The sequence below is a fragment of the Streptomyces sp. KL116D genome (assembly GCF_030766975.1).
In the GTDB taxonomy this organism is placed as follows: domain Bacteria; phylum Actinomycetota; class Actinomycetes; order Streptomycetales; family Streptomycetaceae; genus Streptomyces; species Streptomyces longispororuber_A.
The window spans coordinates 14,818-40,364 of record NZ_JASERH010000152.1 but is presented as its reverse complement, the minus strand read 5'-3'; the positions used below and the strand labels follow the sequence as shown (position 1 = coordinate 40,364).

Below are 25,547 nucleotides of genomic sequence, written 5' to 3'. Positions count from 1 at the left end.
CGTACGTCCGTGGAGGCGGCGGCATGACCATCCCGTTGCTGCTCCTTGCGGCCGCTTTCCTCCTGATCCTCGCCAACGGCTTCTTCGTCGCGGCCGAGTTCGGCCTCGTCACCGTCGAGCGCCCCGACGCCGAGCAGGCCGCGGCCGCCGGCGACAAACGCGCCCGAACCGTCGTCAACTCCCTGCGGGAGCTGTCCTTCCAGCTCTCCGGGACCCAGCTCGGCATCACCATCACCTCCCTCGTCGTCGGCATGCTCGCCGAACCGGCCCTCGCCCAGCTGCTGCGCGGCCCGTTCACCGCCGTCGGCATCCCCGGCGGAGCCGTCGGCGGCGTGTCGGTCGTCGTCGGGATGCTGCTCGCCTCCGCCGTGCAGATGGTGATCGGCGAGCTCGTCCCGAAGAACTGGGCGGTGTCCAAGCCGCTCCAGGTGGCCCGTTTCGTGGCCGGCCCGCAGTCCGTCTTCGCCCGGCTCTTCCGCCCGGTCATCGCACTGCTCAACGCGGTCGCGAACCGGCTCGTGCGGATGCTCGGCGTCGAACCCGCCGACGAACTGGCCTCCGCCCGCACCCCGGGCGAACTGGTCTCCCTGGCCAGGCACTCCGCCCAGGCGGGCGCCCTGGAACAGGACACGGCCGACCTCTTCGTGCGTACCCTCTCCCTCGCGGAGCTGACCGCACAGCACGTCATGACGCCCCGCGTGAAGGTCAGCGCGCTCCAGGCGTCCGCGACCGCCGAGGACGTCGTCAACCTGACCCGCGCCACCGGCCTGTCCCGCTTCCCGGTCTACCGGGAGCGGATCGACGAAGTCATCGGCATGGTCCACCTCAAGGACGCCCTCGCGATGCCCGCGCACGAGCGGCTGCGCACCCCGGTGAGCCGGATCGCGCAGCCCCCGCTCCTGGTGCCCGAGACGCTCCCCGTCCAGCCGCTGCTGGCCAGGCTGCGCAGCGAGCAGCCCATCGCCGTCGTCGTCGACGAGTACGGCGGCACGGCCGGGGTCGTCACCCTGGAGGACATCGTCGAGGAACTCGTCGGCGAGGTCCGCGACGAGCACGACGGCCTCGACCTGCCCGAACTCGCCGTGGCCCCGCCCGAGGACGGCCGCCCCGCCTGGGACGCCGACGGCAGCTGCCGCGTCGACATCCTGCGCCGGATAGGACTCGACGTGCCCGAGGGCCCGTACGAGACCGTGGCCGGCCTCGTCGCCGATCTCCTCGGCCGCATCCCCGCCCCCGGCGACCGCGCGGAACTGCCCGGCTGGCGCCTCGCGGTCCGTCAGGTCGACCACTACCGGGCCGAGCGGGTCCGCATCGTACGCACGGCACAGACCCCGCAGGCCGCGGTCCTGGAGGCGGCCCGATGAGCGCACTGCAACTCCTCTTCGCCGCACTCCTCGTGCTCGCGAACGGATTCTTCGTCGGCGCGGAGTTCGCCCTGGTCTCGGTGCGCCGCAGCCAGATCGAGCCCCTCGACAACAAGCGGGCCCGACAGGTCCTGTACGGACTCGAGCACCTGCCCCAGATGATGGCGGCGGCCCAGTTCGGCATCACCGTCTGCTCGCTGACCCTCGGCGCGGTCGCCGAGCCGACGGTCGCCCACCTCCTCGAACCGGTCTTCGAGGCCGCCCACGTCCCGCACGGCATGATCCACCCGCTCGGGTACGTGATCGCGCTCGCGGCCGTGGTCTTCCTGCACCTCGTCATCGGCGAGATGGTCCCGAAGAACCTCGCCATGGCGGCGCCGGAGAAGACCGCGCTGTGGTTCAGCCCCGGCCTCGTCGCCTTCGCCCGGCTCTGCAAGCCGGTCACGGCCGCCCTCGGCGCCTGTGCCCGGCTGATCCTGAAGCTCTTCCGGGTGGACCCCAAGGACGAGGTGGAGGCGGCGTTCACGAGCGAGCAGCTCAACCGGCTCGTGGAGGACTCCGGGCAGGCGGGCCTGCTCGGCCCCGAGGAGCAGGAACGCCTGGAGGACGCGCTGGAGCTGGGCTCCCGCCCGGTGACGGACGTCCTGCTGACCCGCGCCTCGCTGGTGACGGTCGGCCCCTCGGTCACTCCGGCCGAGGTCATCGGCCTCACCGCCCGCACCGGCTACTCCCGCTTCCCGATCTGCGCGGAGACCGGCGACTTCATGGGCTATCTGCACGTCAAGGACGTCCTGGACCTGATCGACGGACCGGACATCGACCGCGCCGTGCCGCAGCACGTGTGGCGCCCCATGACGGTGCTGCGCGCCGAACTCCCCCTGGACGACGCCCTCACGGTGATGCGCCGTGCGGCCACGCACCTGGCCCAGGTCTCCGACGCCACGGGCCGCGTCCTCGGCCTGGTCGCCCTGGAGGACGTCCTGGAACTCCTGGTGGGCGAGGTCCGCGACCCGGCCCACCGCGAGGACCCGGCGCAGGTGCCGGTGGCGCGCAGCAGGGAGGGCGCCCTGACGTAGCCATGAGGGGAGCCGGGAACCGGGTGACCTCAGGGGCGCGGGGAACCGCGCGAGCGACCACGACGGGACGCGCACCCGCCCAGCACCGGTAACCCCCGACGGCGCACAGGCGAAAGGGCCCGCCCCCAGGGCGGGCCCCACGTCACCCGGTCACGGCCCGGAGGGCCCCCGCCCCGACAGGACCTCCCCGTACGCCTGCATGAGATCGGGCAGCCGCAACGTCGCCAGGTCGTCCCGGGACGGCTCCGCCAGATACCCGGTGAGCCTCAGGTCCCGGTAGGCGCACGACTTCTCGTACAGCGTCCGCAGGAACCGGCCGTTGCCGAGCTCGTCGATCCAGCCCTGGTCCACGACGTGCCCGGCGATCGAGCGCAGTTCCTCCAGCGCCTCCTCGTCCCACACGTCCCCGTTCTCCCCGGCCAGCACCTCGCCGATCGACGTGAGTTCGAGCGGCCGGTACGAGGGGAAGTCCACCCGCGTCGTGAACCGGGAGGACAGCCCCGGGTTGGCCGCGAGCAGCCGGTCCATGCCCTCGGGATACCCGGCGAGGATCACGACCAGGTGGTCCCGGTTGTCCTCGGCCCGCTTCAGCAGCACCTGGAGCGCCTCGTCGCCGTACGCGTCGCCCTTCCCGTAACCGGAGTTGGACAGGGCGTACGCCTCGTCCACGAAGAGCACGCCGCCGAGCGCCGAGTCGATCAGCTCGTTCGCCTTCACGGCGGTCTGGCCCAGGTACTCGCCGACCAGGTCGGCCCGCTGCGCCTCCACCAGGTGGTCGCCGCCGAGCAGCCCGAGCGCGTAGAAGACCCGCCCCAGGATCCGGGCGACGGTGGTCTTGCCCGTACCGGACGGGCCGGAGAAGACGAAGTGCCGTTTCGGCGGCTGCACCGGAAGGCCCTGGCTCGCCCGCAGACGCGCCATGTTGAGCTGTGCGGAGAGCGCCTTGACCTGGCGCTTCACGGGTTCGAGGCCCACCATCCGCTCCAGCTCGGTGAGCGCCTCCTCCAGGAGCGCGGGGTCGGCGGGGCCCGGCGGCAGCGGCGGCGGGACCGGCACCACGGCCTTCTCGCGGACCATGTCGGCGTCGTCGGGGCCGGCGCCGGAGCCGGGCGGCGGCAGATCCGGGTCGGAGACCTTCAGGCCGCGCCCGTCGGTCTCGTAGAGCGGGTCGACGGACTCGCCGCCGTCCAGGCCGTCCTGATAGCCCGTCAGCGACATGGGCGCCAGGTCGGTGCCGTCGCCGAAGTCCCCGTACCCGTCGCCCTCGGCGATGGCCGCGAGCCGCGCGGAGGTGTCCATGAACGCCGGGTCGACCCGGTGCACGGCCCGGTACAGGGGGAGCGCGGCGGCCGAGCGGCCGGTGCCCTCGTGCGCCCTCGCCAGCCAGTACCTGAGCTCCTTGCGCTGCGGCTGCTCGCTGCGGCAGCGCATCAGCGCCGCGGACAGCAGCGGCTCCGCCTGCCCGTACATCTCCAGGCGCACCCGCGCCATGCCGCCGAAGAGCCCGGCCTCGATGCCCAGCATCGGGTCGTCGATCAGCGGGTCCGTGTGGCGGACCAACTGCTCCCAGTCCTTGACCAGATACGCCCGGCACGCGTGCAGGAACCGCACCTGCGGATCCGCGTCCACCGGCGGCAGCGTCGCCAACGCCCGGTCCAGATCGGGGACATGGCGGCCGTCCAGCCAGTGCGAGGCGTGCGCGAGTAACAGGTCGCGCGGGTGCTCAAGGACCGGCTGCACCCACCAGCCAAGCCAGTACCAGGAGTTGAGCGTGCGGCGGTGCCGCGTGCGCTGCTCGCCGAACCGGTCGCGGTGCCGGAACATGCGCAGCAGCGCCGTCGTCGTGTCGATCCGCAGCGCGTGCAGCCCGAGCCAGCCGTCGGCCATGCCGGGGTCCATCCGCACGGCGGCCCGGAACTCCTCCTCCGCCTGCGGATACGCGCCCATGGTGTAGGCGTCGACGCCTCGCAGCCAGGCGAGGTCGGCCGGGCCTGTCGGCGCACCAGTGCCGAAGTCCATCACGTCCCCCACAAACCGTGCCCCCGATGAACCGCTCTGTCATGGACGGGAGTTGCCACGATGCGGACAGCGAGCCGTCCGTAGGCCGCACCGAGAGGCATCGTACCTGCGGGGGCAGCGTCGGCCGTAGGGCGCAACCGGGTCGGATCGTGGCATCGGGCGGGGATTCGGCGCAGGTGAGCGCGGTGCCGGATGGTGACCCTGGGTGAACGAAGAGCGCCTCGGAACGCCGGGGAAAGGGCATTGCGGGCAGAACGAAGCCCCCGATCACGGGGGAACAACCGGGGGCTTCGCGACTGCGGGCGGCCCCGAAAGGCCGCACATTCAGAACGTAAGTCCTGTACGGCCCCCCGGTCAAGCCGAGTTGGGGCACTCAAGGAAACTGGCGGAAGGCCGTTTCCGAAGGTTCACCGGACCGCTGGCGGTTCCTCACGGTGAGTGACGTCGGGGCGGTGCGGCGGGGTCACGGAAGGGCCCTCACGCACCTCATAACCCTCCGGGCACTCGCGTACCAATTGCTGCGAGAAGGGCCGAGAAGGGTCCCTTGCGAAGTGCTCGCGCTCCGCTGGGATCCAGCCGTCCCAGAACTCCCGCTGTACCGCCCCGTCCCGGGCCCGCCCCCGCTCCCACGACGCCTCGGCCGATCTGTCCAGCCACACCAGCTCCGCCAGGAACGGGCGCACCTCCCGGCGCCCCGCCCCCACGCCCTCGACCAGGACGACGTCCGCGGGCGGCAGCGCACGGACCCCGTCGAAGCGGCGCTCGTGCCAGTCGTACGTCTCGTAGTGCGCGGTCCTGCCGAGCGCGAGCGGATCGAGGACCTGGGCGCGCAGCCGGTCCGTCCAGCCGAAGAGGGCGTCGTGACTGGCGATGTCGTCGAGCCGCAGAACCGGTGCGCCGCCGAGCGCCTCCGCCAGCCGGGTGGCGAAGGTCGACTTCCCGGACCCCGCGTGCCCGTCGATGCCGACGAGACGCACGGGGCCGCACGAGGGCGGCAGCCGCCGCAGCCGGGCGGCGTACCGGTCGAGGATCAGGCGGTGGTAGCTCACGTCCGCCAGGGTACGGGTCGGCGCGGATCCGTTTGGAGCGCGCCGCCGCAGGTCATGCCAGTGGTGAAGACCAATATTGGTAGGGCGGGACGGCCTCGAAACGCTGGTGGAAATCCCGCTCCGGCGGCCATAGTTGGCGCACTGTTCCGGCAGGAGCAGGCGCTGCACCCGGCCCGTCAGACCCGTCAGGCCCGTCCACCCGATCCGTCGACTGGGGGATCCACCCGATGACCCGAACCGACCCGGACTCCCGTCCGTCCCGCAGAACCGTCCTCGTCGCGGCCGCAGGCGTCGCGCTCGTCACGACGGCCGCCTCGGGAACCGCACACGCCGCACCCGCTCAGGAACAGGCCCCCGCACGCCTCGTGGACAACCGCACCTGGACGACGTACACCGACTGGCGCTCCGGCACCGGCCGCGGCACCCGCCCCGTCGCGGGCTCCCGCCCCGGTCTGACGTTCGCGGCGCCGGCCGGCACGACGACGTACACCGACCCGCACCTCAACAGGACCGGTGAGTGGGAGTACGCGCAGTGGACCTCCCCGGTCCACCGGCTCGCCGTCCCCGCCACGGAGGTCATCGCCTCCTGGAACGCGCACACCCCGGCCGGCACCTGGATCCAGATCGAGCTCCAGGGCACGTACACCGACGGCACGCAGACGCCCTGGTACGTGATGGGCCGCTGGACGGCCGGCGACGACGCGGACGTGGACATCCGCCGCACCTCCGTGGACGACCAGAGCGACGGGAAGTCGAGCATCTGGACCGACACGTTCTCCATCGACGACGCCGCGTCCGGTCTGCGCCTCGTCTCGTACGCGCTGCGCCTCACGCTGCTGCGCGCGCCCGGCTCGAAGGCCGCCCCGACCGTCTGGCGGCTGGGCGCCATGGGCTCGGACGTCCCGGACCGCTTCACGGTGCCGGCCTCCACGCCCGGCCTCGCCAAGGAGCTGACGGTCCCGCGCTACTCGCAGAACATCCACGCCGGCCAGTACCCCGAGTACGACAACGGCGGTGAGGCGTGGTGCAGCCCCACGTCCTCGCAGATGATCATCGAGTACTGGGGCCGCAAGCCGTCCGCGGCCGATCTCGCCTGGGTCGACCCGGGCTACGCGGACCCGCAGGTCTGCCACGCGGCCCGCTCCACGTACGACTACCAGTACGAGGGCTGCGGCAACTGGCCGTTCAACGCGGCGTACGCGGCGACGTACAAGGACCTCCAGGGCGTGGTCACCCGGCTCTCCTCGCTCACCGACCTGGAGAAGCTGATCGCGGCGGGCATCCCGGCCATAACGTCCCAGTCGTTCCTCAAGGAGGAGCTGACGGGGGCGGGCTACGGGACCTCGGGCCACCTGATGACGGTCATCGGCTTCACCGCCGACGGCGACGTCGTCGCGAACGACCCGGCCTCGCCGAACGACCCGGCGGTCCGCCGCGTCTACAAGCGCCGCGAGTGGGAGAACATCTGGCTCCGCACCAAGCGCTACAACGCCACCGGCAAGGTCGTCTCCGGCACCGGCGGCGTCTGCTACCTGTACTTCCCGGCCCACCCGACCCCGAAGCAGCGCAAGGCGCTGGCGGCCGTGGGCGTGCGCTGACCCCCGCGTGACCCCACCGCCCGGCGGGGCGGTGGGGTCACGACCGTCATCCGGTGACGACCGGATTCACCACCCAGTCGGGGTGGCCCGGCATCGGCGGGGTCGTGGCGCCGTAGAGCCACGGGCGGAGGAATCCGGACAGGTCCTGGCCCGCGACCTTCGAGGCCAGCGCGATGTAGTCGGCCGTCGATGCGGTCCCGCCCCGGTACCGGCTGAACCAGGCCCGCTCGATCCGCTGGAACGTGTCCGCGCCGACCTGCGCGCGCAGCGCGTACAGGACGAGCGCCGAGCCGTCGTAGCGCATCCGCTTGAAGAGGTTCGGCTCGGTCGGTTCGGCGGGCGCGCCGTAGTCGTGGCGCCACTGGTCGTGGTTCTCGTACGCCGTCCTCATCGCGGCCTCGAAGCTGTCGCCGCCGTGCTCCTCGGAGTACCAGCGCTCGTAGAAGCGGGCGTGGCCCTCGCTGAGCCAGAGGTCCGACCAGGTTGCGATGCCCACGCTGTCGCCGAGCCACTGGTGGGTGAGCTCGTGCACCAGATTGCGCTCCGCGTCGACCTTGGTGCCGAGGAGGTCCGCCTTCGGGACCAGGGACAGGGTCTGCGTCTCCAGTGCCACCCCGAGGTCGGTGTCGCCGACCAGCACGCCGTACCGGTTGAACGGGTACGGTCCCAGCTTCTCCCGCAGCCACCGCAGGTGGTCGGGTGTCAGATCGCGGTACTGCTTGGTCGGGGCGACCAGCGCCGTCGGGACGACGTCGCGCACGGCGATCCCGTCGGGCCCCTTGCTGTCGATCAACTGGAAGTCCCCGATGGCCAGTTGGACCAGCTGGGTGGCGACCGGCTGCTCGGACTCGTACGTCCAGCGGACCCGGCCGCCGGGGCGCTCGGCCCTGTCGGTCAGCCTGCCGTTGGCCACGGCCGTCCGGTCGGCGGGGGTCGTGACGCGGAAGGTGAACGGGGCGCGCTGACTGGGATGGTCGTTCGACGGGAAGATCATCTTGGCGCCGTTGGGCTGCGGGTACAGGACCGTGCCGTCGGGCGTCGGTATCCAGCCGTAGTCCTCGATCGCGTCGTCGCGGTGCCGCAGCTGCGTCGGGTCGGCGGTGTAGTCGACCTTGACGGTGAACGAACTGCCCTTGTTGATCGGGGACTTGGGCGTGACGACGAGTTCGTCGCCGTCGCGCCGGGTCTGGGCCGGGCGGCCGTTCACGGTGACGCGGCCCAGCTCGTTGCCCGCGAAGTCCAGGTCGAAGCGGGACAGCGCCTGCGTCGCCGTGGCCCGGATCGTGGTCGAGGCCGCGAACGGCGTCCTCGGTGCCTGCCAGTCGAAGTCGAGCGTGTAGTGGCGGACGGTGTAGCCGCCGTTCCCGTCGAGCGGGAACATCGGGTCGCCCAGGCCCGGCGCGCCGGGCGCGGGCGCGTCCTCCGCGGCGGCCTGCGAGACGGCTGCCGGGCCGGTCAGCGCGGCGGTGACGGTGATCGCCGCGGCGAGCGCGAGACGTGCTCTGCGGTGGGACGGCCGGTACGTGCTCATCGGGAACCTTCCGGTCGGACGGATCGCGTCGCAGTGTGGGACGCCTGGCGCGGCGGCCCGGTTGTACGTGACCAAGGTCTCGGCCGCGCGGCGGCGATCCGATGGCAAGGTGGAGGGGGCGCCGGAGGGGACCAGGGCGCCGCCGGGGGGAGAGCCAGGACCAGCACCGCGACCCGAGCGAGACAGCCATGACCGCAAGCTCCGCCACCGCCTCCACCACCGCTGCCGCCGCACGGACCCGTACCGGCGGCCCCGAGGAGGACGGGCCCAAGATCCTCGAGCACGTCATGGGCTGGACCTTCGTCGTGGTCCTCGCGATGCTCGTCACGCAGCTCGGCTGGATGTGACCGGGGCGTCGCCCGGCGCGACGTGACGCGCACCACTGCCGGCCCCGGGCGCCCGGGCGAGAAGTGCCCCGGAAAGTGCCATACTGCGGCATCCGCAAGGAGCCGGAGACCGGGACCGCCATTGAACATCAGTCATCAGCGGACGCGCGGCACCGCCCGCTCGGCCGCACGCCGCGCCGAACTCATCTCCATCGGACGGAAGTTGTTCGCCGACACGTCCTACGACGCGCTGTCGATGGACGACATCGCCCGGCACGCGGGCGTCGCCAAGGGCCTGATCTACTACTACTTCACGTCCAAGCGCGGCTACTACCTCGCGATCATCGAGGACTCCGTCGGTGACCTCGTCGACCGCGCGCACAGCACCGGAGGACTGGCCCCGGTCGACCGCGTGCACCGCACCGTCGACGGCTATCTGCGCTACGCCGAGCACCACCAGGCGGCCTACCGCGCGATCGTCACCGGCGGCGTCGGCTTCGACACCGAGGTGCAGGCCATCCGGGACGGAGTGCGCGCGGAGATGATCGCCACGATCGCCCAAGGGGCCTACGGCAGAACGGAGTTGCCCGAGCTGGCCAGGACCGCCCTGCTCGGCTGGCTGTGCAGCGTCGAGGGCGTCACGCTCGACTGGATCGGCCGGCACGGGCTCGAACGGGACACCGTGCGCGCCCTGTTGGTCCGCACGCTCGTCGAGACCCTCCGGGTGATCGAGGAGTTCGAGCCGGCCTGCCCGGCGCCCGCCCACCCCTGAGCGCATAGGAAGGGCGGGGCCCGGCGCGCCGGAACCCCGCCCGATCTCCCTGCCGCGACGACGCGAGTGTGACGACAGGCCCTAGTCGATGGCCTTGATCAGCTCACCGTTCGTCGTGTCGCCGGACAGCTCCCAGAAGAAGGTGCCGCCCAGGCCCTGCTGGTTCTTGTAGTCCATCTTCCCCGCGATCGTCGCCGGGGTGTCGTAGCTCCACCAGTTGTTCCCGCAGTACGCGTACGCGGTGCCGCCGACCGTGCCCGTGGCGGGGCACTTGGTCTTGAGTTCCTTGTAGTCGTCGATGCCCTGCTCGTACTTGCCGGCCGCGGGCCCGGTCGCGGTGCCGCCGGGCGCCGCCTGCGTGACACCGGTCCAGCCGCGCCCGTAGAAGCCGATCCCGAGCAGCAGCTTCGAGGCGGGCACGCCCATCGCCTTGAGCTTGGTGACGGTGGCGTCGCTGTTGTACCCCGCCTTCGGTATCCCCTCGTACGAGGTCAGCGGCGAGTGCGGGGCGGTGGGGCCCTGCGCGTCCCAGGCGCCGAAGAAGTCGTACGTCATCGGGTTGTACCAGTCGACGTACTGGGCGGCGCCCGCGTAGTCGGCGGCGTCCAGCTTGCCGCCGTCGGAGGCGTCGGCCGGGATCGCGGACGTGACGAGCGCGCTCGACCCGAACTTCGAACGCAGCGCCCCCATCAGGTTCTTGTAGGCGTCGCGCCCGCTGGTGTCGCAGCTGAGGCCGCAGGCGTTCGGGTACTCCCAGTCGATGTCGATGCCGTCGAAGACGTCGGCCCACTTGGAGTTCTCGACCAGGTCGTAGCAGGACTGGGCGAACCCGGCCGGGTCCTTGGCGGCGTCCGAGAAGCCGCCCGACCAGGTCCAGCCGCCGAAGGACCAGAGGACCTTGAGGTCGGGGTGGAGCTTCTTCAGCTTGCGCAGCTGGTTGAAGTTGCCGCGCAGTTCCTGGTCCCAGGTGTCGGCGACACCGTCCACCGACTGGTCGGCGGTGTACGCCTTGTCGGTCGCGGCGTAGGAGTCGCCCATCGTGCACTTGCCGCCCTGGACGTTGCCGAAGGCGTAGTTGATGTGGGTGAGCTTGTCGGCCGAACCGGACGTCTCGATGTTCTTGACGTGGTAGTTCCGGTCGTAGACACCCCACTCGGTGAAGTATCCGACGACCTTCGAACCGGCCGCCGCTTCCTGGGAGTTGAGGTCGGTCTGGGCCGCCGCCGTGCCCGCGGAGGCGAGCAGTCCCGCGCCGAGGACGGCGCAACAGGCAGCGGAGACGAGCGCCTTGAAGCGCGCGCGGGGGAGGTGCGGTCTGAGCATCGTGTCTCCTCGTGGGGGGAGGGGAGCGTGGGGGAAGTGGTGCTGTGGACCTGCCGCCGCACCTTAGGAGGACTAGACCAGTGGGGTCAATGGTCCGAACCAATTTCCCCGGTTCCTTCACGGGTGACGACCGCCTCACGAAAAACTTGGAGTAAGCGGTCGTTAACTAGTGACGAGAGGCCCCGGATCGGGAATACTCAACACGCCGCAGCCGCTGGTCAGCCCCATCCGAGACCCGGAGAGGCAGCATCGGCTCGGTAGTGACCACCCGGCGGCGCAGCCCCACCCCGGCGCGCCGCCGCAGCGCCCCCAGGGAGGAGAGCGTCGCCATGCCGGAGCCAGGAGTCGAGCGTCAGCTGCCGACGGACGAAGCTCAGGACCTGATTCAGTTGGTCCGTGACATCGCGCAGCGGGAGATCGCCCCGCACGCGGCCGAGGAGGAGGACGCGGGCCGGTTCCCGCGCGAGACCTTCACCCTGCTCTCCTCGTCAGGACTGCTCGGACTTCCGTACGACGGCGAGTTCGGCGGCGACCAGCCGTACGAGGTCTACCTCCAGGTCCTGGAGGAGCTGGCGGCCGCCCGCCTCACCGTGGGCCTCGGCGTCAGCGTGCACTCGCTGTCCTGCCACGCGCTCGCCAACTTCGGCACGAAGGAGCAGCGCTCCGAGCACCTGCCCGACATGCTCGGCGGTGGACTGCTCGGCGCGTACTGCCTCTCCGAGCCCTCGTCGGGATCGGACGCCGCGTCGCTGCGCACGAAGGCGGTGCGCGACGGGGGCGACTGGGTGCTCACCGGGACCAAGGCCTGGATCACGCACGGCGGCGTCGCCGACTTCTACACGGTCCTGGCGCGCAGCGGCGGCGAGGGCGCGAAGGGCATCACGGCGTTCCTGGTGCCGGGTGACGCCGAGGGGCTGAGTGCGGCGGTGCCGGAGAAGAAGATGGGCATGAAGGGCTCGCCCACCGCCCAGGTCCACTTCGACGGGGTGCGGATCAGCGACGCGCGGCGCATCGGGGACGAGGGGCAGGGCTTCCAGATCGCCCTGTCCGCGCTCGACTCGGGCCGGCTCGGCATCGCGGCCTGCGCGATCGGCGTGGCGCAGGCGGCGCTCGACGCGGCGGTGGCGTACGCGAAGGACCGGTCCCAGTTCGGCCGCCCCATCGCCGACTTCCAGGGCCTTCGCTTCATGCTCGCGGACATGGCGACGCAGATCGAGGCGGGGCGCGCCCTGTACCTGTCGGCGGCCCGGCTGCGGGACGCGGGCCGGCCGTTCTCCAAGCAGGCGGCCATGGCGAAGCTGCTGTGCACCGATGCCGCGATGAAGGTCACCACGGACGCGGTGCAGGTCCTCGGCGGGTACGGCTACACCGCGGACTTCCCGGTCGAGCGGTTCATGCGTGAGGCCAAGGTGCTGCAGATCGTCGAGGGCACCAATCAGATCCAGCGGATGGTCATCGCCCGTCACCTCGCGGGTCCGGAGACGCGCTGAACTGACCGGTGCGCACGGTGGGCGCCACGAGCCGCGCCCACTCCGGGTCGTGCCGGCCCGGCAGGGTCTTGCCGCGGTCGGCCCAGCTCGTGACCATGGCCCGGTAGATCGGCGGGTCGTGCGGCTGGAGCAGGGGCTGCTGCGACTGGTGCGGCTGCGGATGGGCCTGGTGCTGGGAGTGCGCGGGGTGCTGTGCGTGCTGCGGGGGCTGCGGGTGCGCCTGATGTTGCTGGTGTTGCGGATGCTGCTGGTGCTGCTGATGAACCGATTCTGCGGCCACAGGTACGAGGATGCGCCTGCGCCGTCCGGTGGGCGCAGGGGCGGGTGTCTGCGTCGGGGTCATGCCAGGTCAACGGGCAGGCGACGAGGCAGGTCACCGGTCGACGGATTCGAGCGTCAGTTCACGACATAACCGTGCGTAGGGTCCGACCCGTCGAACATCTGGCCAGTGCGGACGGGCTGACGTACCGTCAACTCCGCCGCCGGGCAGGCCGCACCCCTCCGGGCGACGTCAACTGCCGTGCGCGCAGGGAGGATTGCTGTGGCCGACGACGACCGTCCCGTGGCGTTCGACGAGTATCCCGTGCACCAGGTGCCGCTGTCGATGAAGCACGTCGCGACGAGCGACCGCAACGCTTACGACCGCTGCATCTTCCACCTCTTCGACCCCGCCGGAGAGTTCCTCCTCATCCTCGGCCTGGGCGTCTACCCGAACCTCGGCGTGATCGACGCCTACGCCACCCTGCGCGTCGGCGACACCCTGCACGCCGCCCGCGCCTCGGACGCCCTGAGCGACGACAGCCGTACGCGGATGGAGGTCGGCCCGCTCCGCATCCTCGTCGAGCGCCCGCTGAAGGACTTCGTCCTGACCTGCGCCGCCGACCCGGACGACCCCGACGGGCTCGCCTACGAGATCAACTGGAGCGCCGACTTCCCCGCCCTGTGGGAACCGCACCACACCCAGCGCAGGGGCGGGCGCCTCACCTTGGAGGGCAAGCGTTTCGTGCAGGCGGGGCGGTGCGACGGATGGCTGCGGATCGGCGGCCGGGAGATCGCGCTGAGCGGCTGGACCGGGACCCGGGACCGGAGCTGGGGGGTGCGGCCGGTGCCCGGCGAGGAGGGTGGCCGCCTCGCCCAGGAACACCCGACCGAGGGCTTCCACTGGGTCTGGGCGCCGGTCCGCTTCGACGACCGCTTCCTGATGGTCGTCACCCAGGAGGACGCCGACGGCTACCGCACCCTCAACGACGCCACGCTCGTGCGCGAGGGCCACCGCGACCGCCAACTCGGCTGGCCCCGGGCCGACATCAGCTACCGCCCCGGCACCCGCCACCCCGAGAGCGCGGTCATCCACCTGACCGACCCGGCCGACGGCAAACCGCTCGAACTCGGCGTGGAGATCCTCGCCTCCTCGCCCCTCGCGGTCGGTGCCGGCTATCCGCCGGCCGACGACTGGCAGCACGGCACCTGGCAGGGCCACGGCTGGACCGACCGCCGCAGCTACGACCTCTCCGACCCCTCGGCGCATCCCCTGGCCGCCTACGGGGTCATCGACCACGCGGCCCGCTTCACCCTCGACGGGCAGGTCGGGCACGGCATCTTCGAGCACGGCAGCTTCGGCCGCCACGACCCGAGCGGCTTCACCGGCTTCGGCTCCGTGGCGCCCTGACCGCCATCACCGCCGTCTTCGCCACTCTCGCCGCCCTCGCCGCCCTCGCCCAAGGAAGGGGAGCCCCCGATGGCGACAGCACCACGCCCCCGCACCAGCACCCGCGAGCCCGAGGAGATCGCCCAGCGGCTCACCGCCTGGCTGGGACGCACGCTGCCCGGCGCGAAAGCGGTGAACGTCACCGTGCCCGAGTCCAACGGCATGTCGAGCGAGACCCTCCTCTTCGACATCGAGCACCTGCAACCACCCGTGCGCGCCTGCGCGTTGAGGCTCGCGGCCGACCCGTCCGCGTACACGGTCTTCCCCGTCTACGACATGCCGCGGCAGTACCGCACGATGCGCCTGGCCGCCGAGCGCACGGGCATCCCGGTGCCGCGCGTGCTGTGGCTGGAGGAGGATCACGGGCCGCTCGGCGCGCCCTTCTTCGTCATGGAGCGGGTGGCCGGCCGGGTGCCGCCCGACGTCATGCCGTACACGTACGAGGGCAACTGGCTGCACGCCGCCACCGACGCCGAGCGGGAGCGCCTGGAGGGCGCGAGCATCGACGTCCTCGCCCGGCTGCACGACGGCGTGCCGGCGGCCGAGGCGGACTTCCTCGCGCTGCCGGGCGACGGCAGCCCGCTGCGCCGCCACGTCGAGGCCCAACGCGCCTACTACGCCTGGGTCGTCGACGGCCGCCCCCGCTCACCGCTCATCGAGAGTGCCTTCGACCGGCTGGAGGAACTCTGGCCGCGCGACGAGGGCGACGCCGTCCTCAACTGGGGCGACGCCCGGATCGGCAACATCATCTACGACGGCTTCGCCCCGGCAGCCGTCCTCGACTGGGAGATGGCGGCGCTCGCCCCGCGCGAGGTCGACCTCGGCTGGACCGTCTATCTGCACCGCTTCTTCCAGGACTTGACCGAGAGCTTCGGCCAGAGCGGCCTGCCGGACTTCCTGCGCCGCGACCGCGTCGAGGCCCGCTACGCCGAACTCACCGGCCACACCCCGCGCGACATGGACTTCCACACGCTCTACGCGGCTCTGCGGCACGCCGTCGTCATGCTCCGGGTGGCCTACCGCCAGGCGCACTTCGGCGAGGTCGTCGTGCCGGCCGATCCGGACACACTGATCCTGCACCACGGCAGCCTGCGGGCCATGGTGCAGGGCAGCTACTGGGACGACCTGGCCTGAGCGGCCGGGTCAGGCGGCGCGGCGGGCGGGCTGCTCCGGCACCCGGAAGGGGCGCGAGGCGGGGCCGCCGACGTGCGAGAAGGGCTGGGTGCGCCAGTCGAGTCCCTGAGGGAGCGTCAACAGCAGCGAGGCGTCCTGCTCCTGAGCACCCGTCACCTCGTCGGCGGGCCGGGCGTCATCGGCCGAGCGGCCGGTGCCCGCGCACACGGTCAGCCCGAACGGGTTCCAGGGCGTGGCGCACAGCGCGTGCTCGGGCAGCACGTCCTCGTCCGCCAGGAGCGCGATCGGCTGGGCGCAGTCCGGGCAGATGACCCGGTACATCTCGAAGGTGTCGTACGCGTCGGTGTCGTCCCCGTCGAAGGCGTCGGGTTCGACGCCCTCCGGCTGGGGCTCGACGACCGTCTGCTTGCGGGTACGCGCGGCAGGGCGTCCGGGACGCTTCACACTCTGCATGGGATTCTCCCCCTCGGGTGGGCCGGCCGCGGATGTCCATGGGGTGCGGCCTCGACCACAGCAAGCACTTCCCGCCCCGTCCTCGGGGTAATCGCCGCATGCCGGTGGACACGGCCCGAAGGGTGTGGCGTTCGTCACATGCCGATTGCAGGTGCCGGGGACGCGGTAGGCGTAACGCCCGCATCCCGCCTTCTCCTGCGTCGCTCAGGTATCCGGGGGGATCAAGGGACCGGTAGGTTCGACGCCATGGAGGAGCTCGACCGACAGATTGTGCAGCTGCTCGTCAAGGACGGGCGGATGAGCTACACCGACCTGGGCAAGGCCACGGGCCTGTCCACGTCGGCCGTGCACCAGCGGGTGCGCCGCCTCGAGCAGCGCGGCGTGATCCGTGGCTACGCCGCGGTCGTCGACCCCGAGGCGGTCGGCCTGCCGCTCACGGCGTTCATCTCGGTGAAGCCGTTCGACCCGAGCGCCCCCGACGACATCGCGGAACGCCTGGCGGGCGTCCCCGAGATCGAGGCGTGCCACAGCGTGGCCGGCGACGAGAACTACATCCTGAAGGTGCGGGTCGAGACCCCGCACGAACTGGAGAACCTCCTGGCCCGGGTCCGCTCCCTGGCCGGCGTCTCGACCCGCACGACGGTGGTCCTCTCCACCCCGTACGAGTCCCGCCCGCCGCGCATCTGACCACCGGGCGGCCGCCCGCGGCCCGGGCGTCCTGATTCCGGCGTCCGGCGACAAAAGGGACCCCGGCCACGGGGCGGCGGCCGGGGCACGCGAAACTGGTCAGCATGAGCACGCCCCCCAGCACCCGTACCGTCCTCCTGCGACGCGGCGAGGTCCACAGCCCCGCCGACCCCTTCGCCACCGCCATGGTCGTGGAGGCGGGACATGTCGCCTGGGTCGGCTCGGAAGGCGCGGCGGACGCGTTCGCGGACGGCGTGGACGAAGTCGTCGACCTCGACGGGGCCCTGGTCACCCCGGCGTTCACCGACGCCCACGTGCACACCACGTCGACCGGCCTGGCCCTCACCGGACTCGACCTCACGACCGCGCGCACCCGGACCGAAGCCCTCACCCTCGTACGGAACCACGCCGCGTCCCGCCCCACCGACGGAGTCCTCCTCGGGCACGGCTGGGACGCCGCCCGCTGGCCCGACCACCAGCCCCTCACCCGCAGGGAACTCGACGAGGCCACCGGCGGCCGCCCGGTCTACCTCTCCCGGATCGACGTGCACTCCGCCGCCGTGAGCACCGCCCTCCTCGACCTCGTCCCCGGCGTCACCGCCCGCCCCGGGTACGACCCCGAGGGCCCCCTCACCCGCGACGCCCACCACGTCGTCCGCGCGGCGGCCCTCGCCGCGGTCGGCCCGCAGCAGCGCGTCGAGGCCCAGCGCGCGGCCCTCCGGCACGCCGCCTCCCTCGGCATCGGCTCCGTCCACGAGTGCGGCGGCCCCGACATCTCCTCCGAGGACGACTTCACCGGCCTCCTCGACCTCGCCCGCTCCGAACCCGGCCCCCGCGTCATCGGCTACTGGGCCGACCGCGACATCGAGCGCGCCCGCGCCCTCGGTGCGCTCGGCGCCGCGGGCGACCTGTTCGTGGACGGCTCCCTCGGCTCCCACACGGCCTGCCTGCACGCGCCGTACGCCGACGCCCCGCACACCGGCACCGGCTACCTGACCGCGGACGAGGTCGCCGCCCACGTCGCCGCGTGCACGGAGGCGGGCCTGCAGGCCGGGTTCCACGCGATCGGGGACGCCGCCGTGACCGCGGTGGTCGACGGGATGCGCGCCGCCGCCGAGAAGGTCGGCCTCGCCCGCGTCCGCGCCGCCCGGCACCGCGTCGAGCACGCCGAGATGCTCACCCCCGAAACCGTCGCCGCCTTCGCCGAGTTCGGCCTCACGGCCTCCGTGCAGCCCGCGTTCGACGCGCTCTGGGGCGGCGAGGACGGCATGTACGCCGACCGGCTCGGCGCCGACCGGGCGCGCACCCTCAACCCGTACGCCGCCCTCCTGAAGGCCGGCGTGCCGCTCGCCTTCGGCTCCGACAGCCCCGTCACCCCGCTCGACCCCTGGGGCACCGTCCGCGCCGCCGCCTTCCACCGGACCCCCGAACACCGGGTCTCCGTACGCGCCGCGTTCACCGCCCACACCCGCGGCGGCTGGCGCGCCGTCGGCCGCGACGACGCCGGCATCCTCGTCCCCGGCGCCCCCGCCGACTACGCCGTGTGGCGCACGGACGAGCTGATCGTGCAGGCGCCGGACGACCGCGTGGCCCGCTGGTCGACCGACCCGCGCTCCGGGACCCCGGGTCTGCCGGACCTCACGCCGGGCGCCCAACTCCCCGTCTGCCTACGGACGGTGGTCTTCGGACAGACGGTCTTCGTACGGCCGGACGAGTGATGTACCGGGGCGGCGCGCACCGGATCCCGGCCCCGCACCGTCCCGTACGACCTGCGAATCCTCCGCTCTGACCAGGCCAGTTCATGAAGAGCCCCAGGTCAAACGACTGTTGACAGAACGCGGCGGTCGACGGGTAGGTTCGGCCGGGTCCACCACCTCCAGGCATGACCGGGGAAGTCCACGCAGTCGTCGAACGCGGCTGGGTCAGGGGGTGGTGCGCCGCACCGGCGCACCACCACTGGGAGCCAGGCCCAGCGCCCGCGCCACGGGGCGCTGGAACGTTCCGGCCGGCCGTGCCAGGTGCGACCCGGGTGGGGCCCGGGCGTTCAGTAGACAACGGCTTTCGGTCGACCCGCAGCCAGCGGGCCCCAGGTCGGCCCGAAGGACGCCCGGCCCCGATCCGCAGTACCCCGTGCCCCCTCACCCGCCTACAGCAGGGCGCCTTATCGGCGTGAACTGCCGTGCTCGCTATGGTGGTCCCCTTGTGCACGGAAGTTATAAGGGGAAGCTGTGAGCGACGGCGGTGGGCGGAAGTTCGGCCCTCTGGGTACGGCCTTGGTGATCATTCCGACCTATGACGAGGCGGAGAACATCACGTCCATCGTGGGCCGCGTCCGGGCGGCCGTGCCCGAGGCGCACGTGCTGGTCGCCGACGACAACAGCCCCGACGGCACGGGCAAGCTCGCCGACGAGCTGGCCGCGGCCGACGAGCAGGTGCACGTCCTGCACCGCACCGGCAAGGAAGGGCTCGGCGCCGCCTATCTCGCGGGCTTCGCCTGGGGCATGGAGCACGACTACGGCGTGCTGATCGAGATGGATGCCGACGGCTCCCACCAGCCGGAGGAGCTGCCCCGGCTGCTCACCGCGCTCAAGGGCGCCGACCTGGTGCTCGGCTCGCGCTGGGTGCCGGGCGGCCGGGTCGTGAACTGGCCCAAGTCCCGCGAGTTCCTCTCCCGCGGCGGCTCCACGTACTCCCGCCTCCTCCTGGACGTCCCGATCCGCGACGTCACGGGCGGCTTCCGCGCCTTCCGCCGCGAGACCCTGGAAGGACTGGGGCTCGGCGAGGTCGCCTCCCAGGGCTACTGCTTCCAGGTCGACCTCGCCCGCCGCGCCGTCAAGGCCGGCTATCACGTGGTGGAGGTCCCCATCACCTTCGTCGAGCGCGAGCTGGGCGACTCCAAGATGAGCAAGGACATCGTCGTGGAGGCCTTGTGGCGGGTCACCACGTGGGGCGTGGGGGAGCGGGTCGGCAAGGTCCTCGGCAGACGCCCCGACGACCGCCGTGAGCGAACCTGATCCCCCGCTTACGCCACGTGGACGCGCCCCCAGGCACACTGGAGGCATGACCACAGGCACTCCGCCCCGCAAGCCTTCCGGCACCCGGCGATCCCGGGTCCGCACGTTCCTCCCGCTCGGCGTCGCCGCCTGGGTGGTCCTGGAGATCTGGCTGCTCACCATGGTGGCGGGAGCGGTCGGCGGGTTCACGCTCTTCCTGATCCTGCTGGCCGGCATCGTGCTCGGCGCCGTGGTGATCAAGGCGGCGGGCCGCCGGGCCTTCCAGAACCTCAGCGAGACGCTGCAGCGGCAGCAGACGGGCTCCCTGACGCCCGGTGAGCCGGGCCGGCAGGGCAATGGCCTGCTAATGCTCGCGGGGCTGCTCCTGATGATCCCCGGGCTGATCTCGGACGCCCTGGGCCTGCTCCTGCTCGTCCCGCCGCTGCGCACGGCCCTGAGCCGGTACACGGAGCGGGCCATCGAGCGGAAGATGAGCACGCCGTCCCGGGGCACGTTCGCCGACGCGTTCCAGCAGGCCCGGATGCACCGCCCCGACGGCACGGTGATCCAGGGCGAGGTGATCCGCGAGGACGAGCGCCCGGGCGGCCACGGGGACGATTCGGATCCGCGCCCGCCGATCATGCCGTGACGATCATGCAGTGACGGTTCAGCACAAACGGCTGGGGGCCGGACACACGGTGTGTGTCCGGCCCCCAGCCGTTTCGCTCACTGCTCTAGCCCCGCAGGGGTCATGCAGACTTGCGGCTGTCCCTCGGGTGGACCGCGATGTTCATCGCGCCCGAGCGCAGCACCGCCAGGCGCTCCTCGAGGACCTCTTCGAGCTCCTCGCGGGTGCGCCGCTCCATCAGCATGTCCCAATGCGTACGGGCGGGCTTGGCCTTCTTCTCCTCAGGGCCGTCGCCGTCCACGAGAAGTGCCTGGGCCCCGCAGACCTTGCACTCCCACTCCGGCGGAATTTCGGCCTCCACCGAGAAGGGCATCTCAAAGCGGTGCCCCTTCTCGCATGCGTACTCCACGGCCTGGCGCGGGGCCAGGTCGATGCCGCGGTCCGTCTCGTAGCTGGTCACTACGAGGCGCGTACCGCGAAGAGCTCGCTCACTCATGAATCGTGCCTCCCGGGCTTGTCGCCCACAGGACAGGTGTCGCTGTCGTCGTCATCCGGTCAACGTCCGGTCGGCGGTAAAGATTCCCGTTCCGGGTCATGCGTCGCCGTCGTAGCCGCCCCTTGTTGTACCCACCAGCGCCCGGTTTGTCACATCTGACACTAGATGTCACCTAGCGTTTCGCACCCTTGACGTGCAGTAACGGTACGCCTGGCAGGCCAACCGCGTACACTACCGGCCTTTGCCTTCAGGTGCTAAATCCGGGTGGGTACGGGATTCCCCGCGTCGCGGACCGCCTGCTGCACAGGTACCCGCGCGAGCAGGACGAAACCGATCACGAAGAAGGCCACCAGGGACACGATCGCGTCCCGGTAGCTCCCGGTCAGCTGGTACGCGAGCCCGAACACCAGGGGCCCCACCCAGCTCATGCCGCGGTCGCTCGTCTCGTACGCGGAGAAGTACTCGGCCTCCTTGCCGGACGGCACGAGATGCGAGAAGAGCGAGCGGGACAGCGCCTGCGTGCCGCCCAGGACGAGTCCGATCCCGGCCGCCAGGAGGAAGAACCACACCGGAGCGCCCGCCGGGAGGAAATAGCCGGCGCCGATCGTCACCGTCCACGCGACGAGCGAGCCCAGGATCGTGCGCTTGGCGCCGTACGCGCGCGCCAGCCGCCCCATCGCCAGGGCGCCCGCCACCGCCAGGACCTGGACGAGCAGCACCGCGACGATGAGCGTCGACTGGCCGAGGCCCAGCTCCTCCGAGCCGTACACGGACGCCTGCGAGATCACCGTCTGCACGCCGTCGTTGTAGACGAGGTAGGCCAGGAGGAAGGAGAGCGTGAGCGGATGTCTGCGCATGTCCTTCACGGTGGCCACCAACTGGCGCAGCCCCGGCGCCGTACCGCTCGGCGCGGACGACGAGCGCCGGTCGCGCAGGCGGCGTAGCGGCACCAGGGTGAACGCACCCCACCACACGCCCGCCGACGCCAGACAGATGCGCACGGCCGTCGACTCCGAGACACCGAAGGTGTCGTGGGACGAGTACAGCACCAGGTTCGCCACGAGGACGAGGGCGCCCGCCGCGTAGCCGAAGGCCCAGCCGCGCGAGGACACCGCGTCCCGCTCCTCCGGCGGCGCGATCTGCGGCAGGTACGAGTTGTAGAGCACCATCGAGACGGCGAGCGAGGCGTTCGCGATCACCAGGAGCGCTCCGCCGAGCAGATACCGCTCGCCGTCCAGGAAGAACATGCCCGCCGTGGCGCCCGCGCCTATGTAGGCGGAGAGCGCGAGGAGCGGCTTCTTGCGGCCCGTACGGTCGGCGGCCGCGCCCGCGATCGGCATCACGAAGACCGACAGCAGCACCGACAGTGAGACGGTGTACGCGAAGAAGGAACCCGCGCGGATTGGGATGCCCAACGGGTGCACGAAGCCGTCCGGGTCCGCCGCGGCCTTGGCGACCGAGGTCAGGTACGGGCCGAGGAACACCGTCAGGACGCTCGTCGAATAGACCGAGCACGCCCAGTCGTAGAAGTACCAGCCGCGCTGTTCGCGCCTGCGCTCGGCCAGGGCGGTCGCGCCCGTCGGCGTCTCCCGCGCGGTGTCGGTGCCCACCCGTGTCCCCTTGAAGTCCCCGTGGTCCGGCGCCGCGACGGCGTCAGACCCAGGTTCCCCGGTCCTTGAGGACGTCGCGCAGCGTCTCGATGTGATCGGAAACTATGCCATCGACGCCCAGGTCGAGAAGACGTCTCATCTCGACCTCGTCGTTCACCGTCCACACGTGGACCTGCAGCCCGCGCGCGTGGGCGGCCCGCACGAAGCGGTGGTCGACCACCGGGACACCGGACTGCGCCACCGGTACCTGGGCGCAGACCGCGGAGCGGCGCAGCGCCGCGGGCAGCCCCCACGACCGCAGCCGCAGGCCGAGCACGCCCTTGGTGCCGTACGACGTGGCGAGGCGCGGCCCGCCGAGTGCCTGGGCCCGGGCGACCCGCGCCTCCGAGAACGAGCCGACACAGACCCGGTCCCACGCGCGCGTGCGGCGGATCAGGTCGAGGAGGGGGAGCAGCGCGGGCTCCGCCTTGACGTCCACGTTCCACCGCACGTCGGGGAAGGTCTCCAGCAGCTCTTCCAGGAGCGGGACGGGTTCGCTGCCCGCCACGCGCGCGTGGCGCACGTCCTGCCACGGGAGGTCGGCGATCAGGCCGTGCCCGTCCGTGACCCGGTCGAGCGTCGCGTCGTGGAAGGCGACGAGCTGTCCGTCGCTCGTCGCGTGCACGTCCGTCTCGATGTAGCGGTAGCCGAGGTCCACGGCGCGGCGGAACGCGGCGACGGTGTTCTCCAGGCCGTCCGCCGCCCCGCCGCGATGGGCGAGGGCGAGCGGCCCGGGATGGTCGAGGTAGGGGTGGCGTACGCGATCGGTCACGGTCGAAGTATGGCTCCGCCCGATGACGAGCCGGCGACCACGGTGGAGCCGGCGGGCGGCGCCGGGAGGGCGAAGACGCGCAGGAAGAACTGGGCCAGCGGGCCGATCGCCAGCGCGTACAGGACCGTGCCCACGCCGATCGTGCCGCCGAGGACGAAGCCGGTCGCCACCACGGCGATCTCGATGACCGTGCGCATCAGGCGGATCGAGCGGCCGGTGCGCTGGTGCAGGCCGGTCATGAGGCCGTCGCGCGGGCCCGGCCCGAACTTCGCCGCGATGTACAGGCCGGTCGCCACGCCGTTGAGGACGATCGCGACCGCCATCAGCGGGATGCGCACCCCGTAGGCGTGCACGTCGGGCACCACGGCGAGCGCGCCGTCCATCGCCAGGCCGACCACGAAGACGTTCGAGACCGTGCCGAGGCCGGGGCGCTGGCGCAGCGGGATCCACAGCAGCAGCACGATCGCGCCGACGATGATCGAGACGACGCCGATGGAGATCCCGGTCAGCTCGGCGAGCCCTTGGTGCAGCACGCCCCACGGTTCCAGGCCGAGTCCCGCCTCCACGAGCAGCGCCGAACTGACGCCGTACAGCGCAAGGCCCGCGTAGAGCTGGACGAGCCGGCGGACGAGTGAGCCGCCGGGAGAACCGGATGCCCCGGACGGCGCGGGCGACCCGGACGGCACGGACGACGACGCGGACAAGAGATGCCCCCCTGTGGTGGTAGTGGCCTGACGCATGACACTCTGTGGCTTGTCACAAGGCGCCAACCATGGCCAATTCCGGGAAGGTGGACTGGACTGCATGGCCCAGTGGACTTCGGCGATCGGCTCGGCGCAGCTCGCCCGCCTGCTCACCTCGCAGCAGCCGCGCCCCGCGGGTCCCGGCACCCGCCGCCCGCCCGCGTACCGCGCGCTCGCCGACGGCATCCGGCTGCTCGTCCTGGAGGGCCGCGTCCCGGTGGCCACCCGGCTGCCCGCCGAGCGGGAACTCGCCCAGGCCCTCTCGGTGAGCCGCACCACCGTCGCCGCCGCCTACGAGGCGCTGCGCGGCGAGGGATTCCTGGAGTCCCGCAGGGGCGCGGGCAGTTGGACCGCCGTGCCGGCCGGGAACCCGCTGCCGGCCCGCGGCCTCGAACCGCTGCCGCCCGAGGCCCTCGGCTCGATGATCGACCTGGGCACCGCGGCCCTGCCCGCCCCCGAACCCTGGCTGACCCGTGCCGTGCAGGGCGCCCTGGAGGAACTGCCGCCGTACGCGCACACGCACGGCGACTACCCGGCGGGCCTGCCCGCGCTGCGCACGATGATCGCCGAGCGCTACACCGCCCACGGCATCCCCACCATGCCCGAGCAGATCATGGTCACCACGGGCGCGATGGGCGCCATCGACGCGATCTGTCACCTCTTCGCGGGCCGCGGCGAGCGCGTCGCCGTCGAATCGCCCAGCTACGCCAACATCCTCCAGCTGATGCGCGAGGCCGGTCTGCGGCTCGTCCCGGTCGCGATGGCCGACGGCCTGGGCGCCTGGGACCTCGACCGCTGGCGGCAGGTCCTGCGGGACGCCGCGCCCCGGCTCGCGTACGTCGTCGCCGACTTCCACAATCCGACCGGGGCGCTCGCCGACGAGGAGCAGCGCCGCTCGCTGGTGGACGCGGCGCGCTCGGCCGGCACCGTGCTCGTCGTCGACGAGACCATGACCGAGCTGCACTTCGACCGGGACCTCGCGATGCCGCGCCGTGTCTGCGCCTTCGACCCGGCGGGCTCCACGGTCATCACCGTGGGCTCGGCCAGCAAGGCGTTCTGGGCGGGGATGCGGATCGGCTGGGTGCGGGCCGCGCCCGACGTGATCCGCAGCCTCGTCGCCGCGCGCGCCTACGCGGACCTCGGCACCCCGGTCCTCGAGCAGCTCGCCGTCAACTGGCTCCTCAACTCCGGGGGTTGGGAGCAGGCCGTGGAGCTGCGCCGCGGGCAGGCGCGGGAGAACCGGGACGCCCTGGTGACGGCGGTGCGCCGGGAGCTTCCCGAGTGGGAGTTCGACGTACCCGAAGGTGGACTCACCCTGTGGGTCAAGGCCGGCGGGCTGTCCGGCTCACGGCTCGCCGAAGTGGGCGAGCGGGTCGGGGTGCGCGTCCCGTCCGGGCCCCGGTTCGGCGTCGACGGTGCCTTCGAGGGGTACGTGCGGCTGCCGTTCACGGTGGGCGGCGCCGTCGCCGACGAAGCGGCGGCCCGGCTCGCGGCGGCGGCCCGGCTGGTGCGCGACGGCCAGGGTGCGGGCGGGGACGTGCCACGCACCCTGATCGCCTGACGGTTCAGGGCCTGTCGGCACACTCCCGTCCGCCCGCGGTGTCTGGCGGGCACGCTCGGGGTGTGCCGAAAGGTCCTAGGGCCTGTCGTCAAACTCCCGTCTGCCCCGCGGCGTCTGGCACGCACGCTCGCCGCGTTGCCGAAAGGCCCGGGCAGCTCCGCTACCAGGACCTTCC

The 25,547-nt window shown here is 72.1% G+C and carries 23 protein-coding genes; 13 read left to right on the top strand and 10 right to left on the bottom strand.

Going from position 1 to position 25,547, the window contains the following annotated elements; translation table 11 throughout:
• The first annotated feature begins 23 nt into the window (after window positions 1–23).
• Together RBJ77_RS60395 and RBJ77_RS60390 are read left to right on the top strand one after the other, a co-directional pair.
• A complete protein-coding gene (locus RBJ77_RS60395) occupies window positions 24–1,364 on the top strand; it encodes a hemolysin family protein (protein ID WP_255967640.1) in 1,341 nt (446 codons plus the stop codon).
• Window positions 1,361–2,440 carry a hemolysin family protein gene (locus RBJ77_RS60390; protein ID WP_372352706.1) on the top strand — a complete coding sequence of 360 codons (1,080 nt, stop codon included), beginning with the start codon at window positions 1,361–1,363 and terminating at the stop codon, window positions 2,438–2,440. The genes RBJ77_RS60395 and RBJ77_RS60390 overlap by 4 nt, the downstream gene beginning before the upstream one ends.
• A gap of 150 nt (window positions 2,441–2,590) precedes the next feature.
• Here RBJ77_RS60390 and RBJ77_RS60385 read toward each other — a convergent pair whose 3' ends face one another.
• Together RBJ77_RS60385 and RBJ77_RS60380 are read right to left on the bottom strand one after the other, a co-directional pair.
• Window positions 2,591–4,459 (bottom strand): AAA family ATPase, encoded by a 1,869-nt coding sequence (locus tag RBJ77_RS60385; protein WP_372352705.1) that lies wholly within the window; start codon window positions 4,457–4,459, stop codon window positions 2,591–2,593.
• A 407-nt stretch (window positions 4,460–4,866) separates the two neighbouring features.
• A complete protein-coding gene (locus tag RBJ77_RS60380) occupies window positions 4,867–5,508 on the bottom strand; it encodes a uridine kinase (RefSeq protein WP_372352704.1) in 642 nt (213 codons plus the stop codon).
• 227 nt (window positions 5,509–5,735) lie between these two features.
• Here RBJ77_RS60380 and RBJ77_RS60375 point away from each other — a divergent pair, with 227 nt between their 5' ends.
• Entirely contained in the window at window positions 5,736–7,106 is a 1,371-nt protein-coding gene (locus tag RBJ77_RS60375; protein ID WP_372352703.1) for a peptidase C39 family protein, read from the top strand.
• A gap of 46 nt (window positions 7,107–7,152) precedes the next feature.
• On the opposite strand, the gene RBJ77_RS60370 is transcribed toward RBJ77_RS60375, so the two are convergent.
• Entirely contained in the window at window positions 7,153–8,637 is a 1,485-nt protein-coding gene (locus tag RBJ77_RS60370) for a M1 family metallopeptidase (protein WP_372352702.1), read from the bottom strand.
• Between the two features lie 188 nt (window positions 8,638–8,825).
• Between RBJ77_RS60370 and RBJ77_RS60365 the strand changes: the two genes are divergently transcribed.
• Window positions 8,826–8,984 (top strand): SCO1431 family membrane protein, encoded by a 159-nt coding sequence (locus RBJ77_RS60365; RefSeq protein ID WP_255967647.1) that lies wholly within the window; start codon window positions 8,826–8,828, stop codon window positions 8,982–8,984.
• Between the two features lie 121 nt (window positions 8,985–9,105).
• On the top strand, window positions 9,106–9,735 hold the full coding sequence (locus tag RBJ77_RS60360) for a TetR/AcrR family transcriptional regulator (protein ID WP_372352701.1): 630 nt from the start codon (window positions 9,106–9,108) through the stop codon (window positions 9,733–9,735).
• Window positions 9,736–9,816: 81 nt separating this feature from the next.
• On the opposite strand, the gene RBJ77_RS60355 is transcribed toward RBJ77_RS60360, so the two are convergent.
• Window positions 9,817–11,058 (bottom strand): glycoside hydrolase family 18 protein, encoded by a 1,242-nt coding sequence (locus RBJ77_RS60355; RefSeq protein WP_372352700.1) that lies wholly within the window; start codon window positions 11,056–11,058, stop codon window positions 9,817–9,819.
• Window positions 11,059–11,387: 329 nt separating this feature from the next.
• On the opposite strand from RBJ77_RS60355, the gene RBJ77_RS60350 reads away from it, so the two are divergent.
• Window positions 11,388–12,548 carry an acyl-CoA dehydrogenase family protein gene (locus RBJ77_RS60350; protein ID WP_372352699.1) on the top strand — a complete coding sequence of 387 codons (1,161 nt, stop codon included), beginning with the start codon at window positions 11,388–11,390 and terminating at the stop codon, window positions 12,546–12,548.
• Here RBJ77_RS60350 and RBJ77_RS60345 read toward each other — a convergent pair.
• On the bottom strand, window positions 12,511–12,828 hold the full coding sequence (locus RBJ77_RS60345; protein WP_372352698.1) for a hypothetical protein: 318 nt from the start codon (window positions 12,826–12,828) through the stop codon (window positions 12,511–12,513). The genes RBJ77_RS60350 and RBJ77_RS60345 overlap by 38 nt on opposite strands.
• A gap of 324 nt (window positions 12,829–13,152) precedes the next feature.
• Between RBJ77_RS60345 and RBJ77_RS60340 the strand changes: the two genes are divergently transcribed.
• Window positions 13,153–14,217 carry a hypothetical protein gene (locus tag RBJ77_RS60340; protein ID WP_372352718.1) on the top strand — a complete coding sequence of 355 codons (1,065 nt, stop codon included), beginning with the start codon at window positions 13,153–13,155 and terminating at the stop codon, window positions 14,215–14,217.
• Window positions 14,218–14,286: 69 nt separating this feature from the next.
• Window positions 14,287–15,390 (top strand): phosphotransferase family protein, encoded by a 1,104-nt coding sequence (locus RBJ77_RS60335; protein WP_372352697.1) that lies wholly within the window; start codon window positions 14,287–14,289, stop codon window positions 15,388–15,390.
• A 9-nt stretch (window positions 15,391–15,399) separates the two neighbouring features.
• Here the strand turns inward: RBJ77_RS60335 and RBJ77_RS60330 are convergent, their stop codons facing one another.
• A complete protein-coding gene (locus tag RBJ77_RS60330) occupies window positions 15,400–15,843 on the bottom strand; it encodes a hypothetical protein (RefSeq protein WP_372352696.1) in 444 nt (147 codons plus the stop codon).
• A gap of 246 nt (window positions 15,844–16,089) precedes the next feature.
• Here RBJ77_RS60330 and RBJ77_RS60325 point away from each other — a divergent pair, with 246 nt between their 5' ends.
• The 4 genes from RBJ77_RS60325 to fxsA all read left to right on the top strand — a co-directional run bounded on the left by RBJ77_RS60325 (window position 16,090) and on the right by fxsA (window position 20,172).
• Window positions 16,090–16,530, top strand: a complete 441-nt coding sequence (locus RBJ77_RS60325; RefSeq protein WP_372352695.1) for an Lrp/AsnC family transcriptional regulator — start codon at window positions 16,090–16,092, stop codon at window positions 16,528–16,530.
• 104 nt (window positions 16,531–16,634) lie between these two features.
• Window positions 16,635–18,248 (top strand): amidohydrolase, encoded by a 1,614-nt coding sequence (locus tag RBJ77_RS60320; protein ID WP_372352694.1) that lies wholly within the window; start codon window positions 16,635–16,637, stop codon window positions 18,246–18,248.
• A gap of 510 nt (window positions 18,249–18,758) precedes the next feature.
• Entirely contained in the window at window positions 18,759–19,544 is a 786-nt protein-coding gene (locus RBJ77_RS60315) for a polyprenol monophosphomannose synthase (RefSeq protein ID WP_255967667.1), read from the top strand.
• Window positions 19,545–19,590: 46 nt separating this feature from the next.
• Window positions 19,591–20,172, top strand: coding sequence for an FxsA family membrane protein (gene fxsA / locus RBJ77_RS60310; RefSeq protein ID WP_372352693.1), 582 nt, complete (start codon window positions 19,591–19,593; stop codon window positions 20,170–20,172).
• 100 nt (window positions 20,173–20,272) lie between these two features.
• Here fxsA and RBJ77_RS60305 read toward each other — a convergent pair whose 3' ends face one another.
• The 4 genes from RBJ77_RS60305 to RBJ77_RS60290 all read right to left on the bottom strand — a co-directional run bounded on the left by RBJ77_RS60305 (window position 20,273) and on the right by RBJ77_RS60290 (window position 23,808).
• Complete coding sequence (locus RBJ77_RS60305; protein WP_003977404.1) at window positions 20,273–20,647, bottom strand: RNA polymerase-binding protein RbpA; 375 nt, start codon at window positions 20,645–20,647, stop codon at window positions 20,273–20,275.
• 254 nt (window positions 20,648–20,901) lie between these two features.
• Window positions 20,902–22,257 carry an MFS transporter gene (locus RBJ77_RS60300; RefSeq protein WP_372352692.1) on the bottom strand — a complete coding sequence of 452 codons (1,356 nt, stop codon included), beginning with the start codon at window positions 22,255–22,257 and terminating at the stop codon, window positions 20,902–20,904.
• 43 nt (window positions 22,258–22,300) lie between these two features.
• On the bottom strand, window positions 22,301–23,068 hold the full coding sequence (locus tag RBJ77_RS60295; RefSeq protein ID WP_372352691.1) for a glycerophosphodiester phosphodiesterase: 768 nt from the start codon (window positions 23,066–23,068) through the stop codon (window positions 22,301–22,303).
• On the bottom strand, window positions 23,065–23,808 hold the full coding sequence (locus RBJ77_RS60290; RefSeq protein WP_372352690.1) for a YitT family protein: 744 nt from the start codon (window positions 23,806–23,808) through the stop codon (window positions 23,065–23,067). Before RBJ77_RS60290 ends, RBJ77_RS60295 begins: the two co-directional genes overlap by 4 nt.
• A 64-nt stretch (window positions 23,809–23,872) precedes the next feature.
• Between RBJ77_RS60290 and RBJ77_RS60285 the strand changes: the two genes are divergently transcribed.
• On the top strand, window positions 23,873–25,372 hold the full coding sequence (locus RBJ77_RS60285) for a PLP-dependent aminotransferase family protein (RefSeq protein WP_255967677.1): 1,500 nt from the start codon (window positions 23,873–23,875) through the stop codon (window positions 25,370–25,372).
• The last annotated feature ends 175 nt before the right edge of the window (window positions 25,373–25,547 follow it).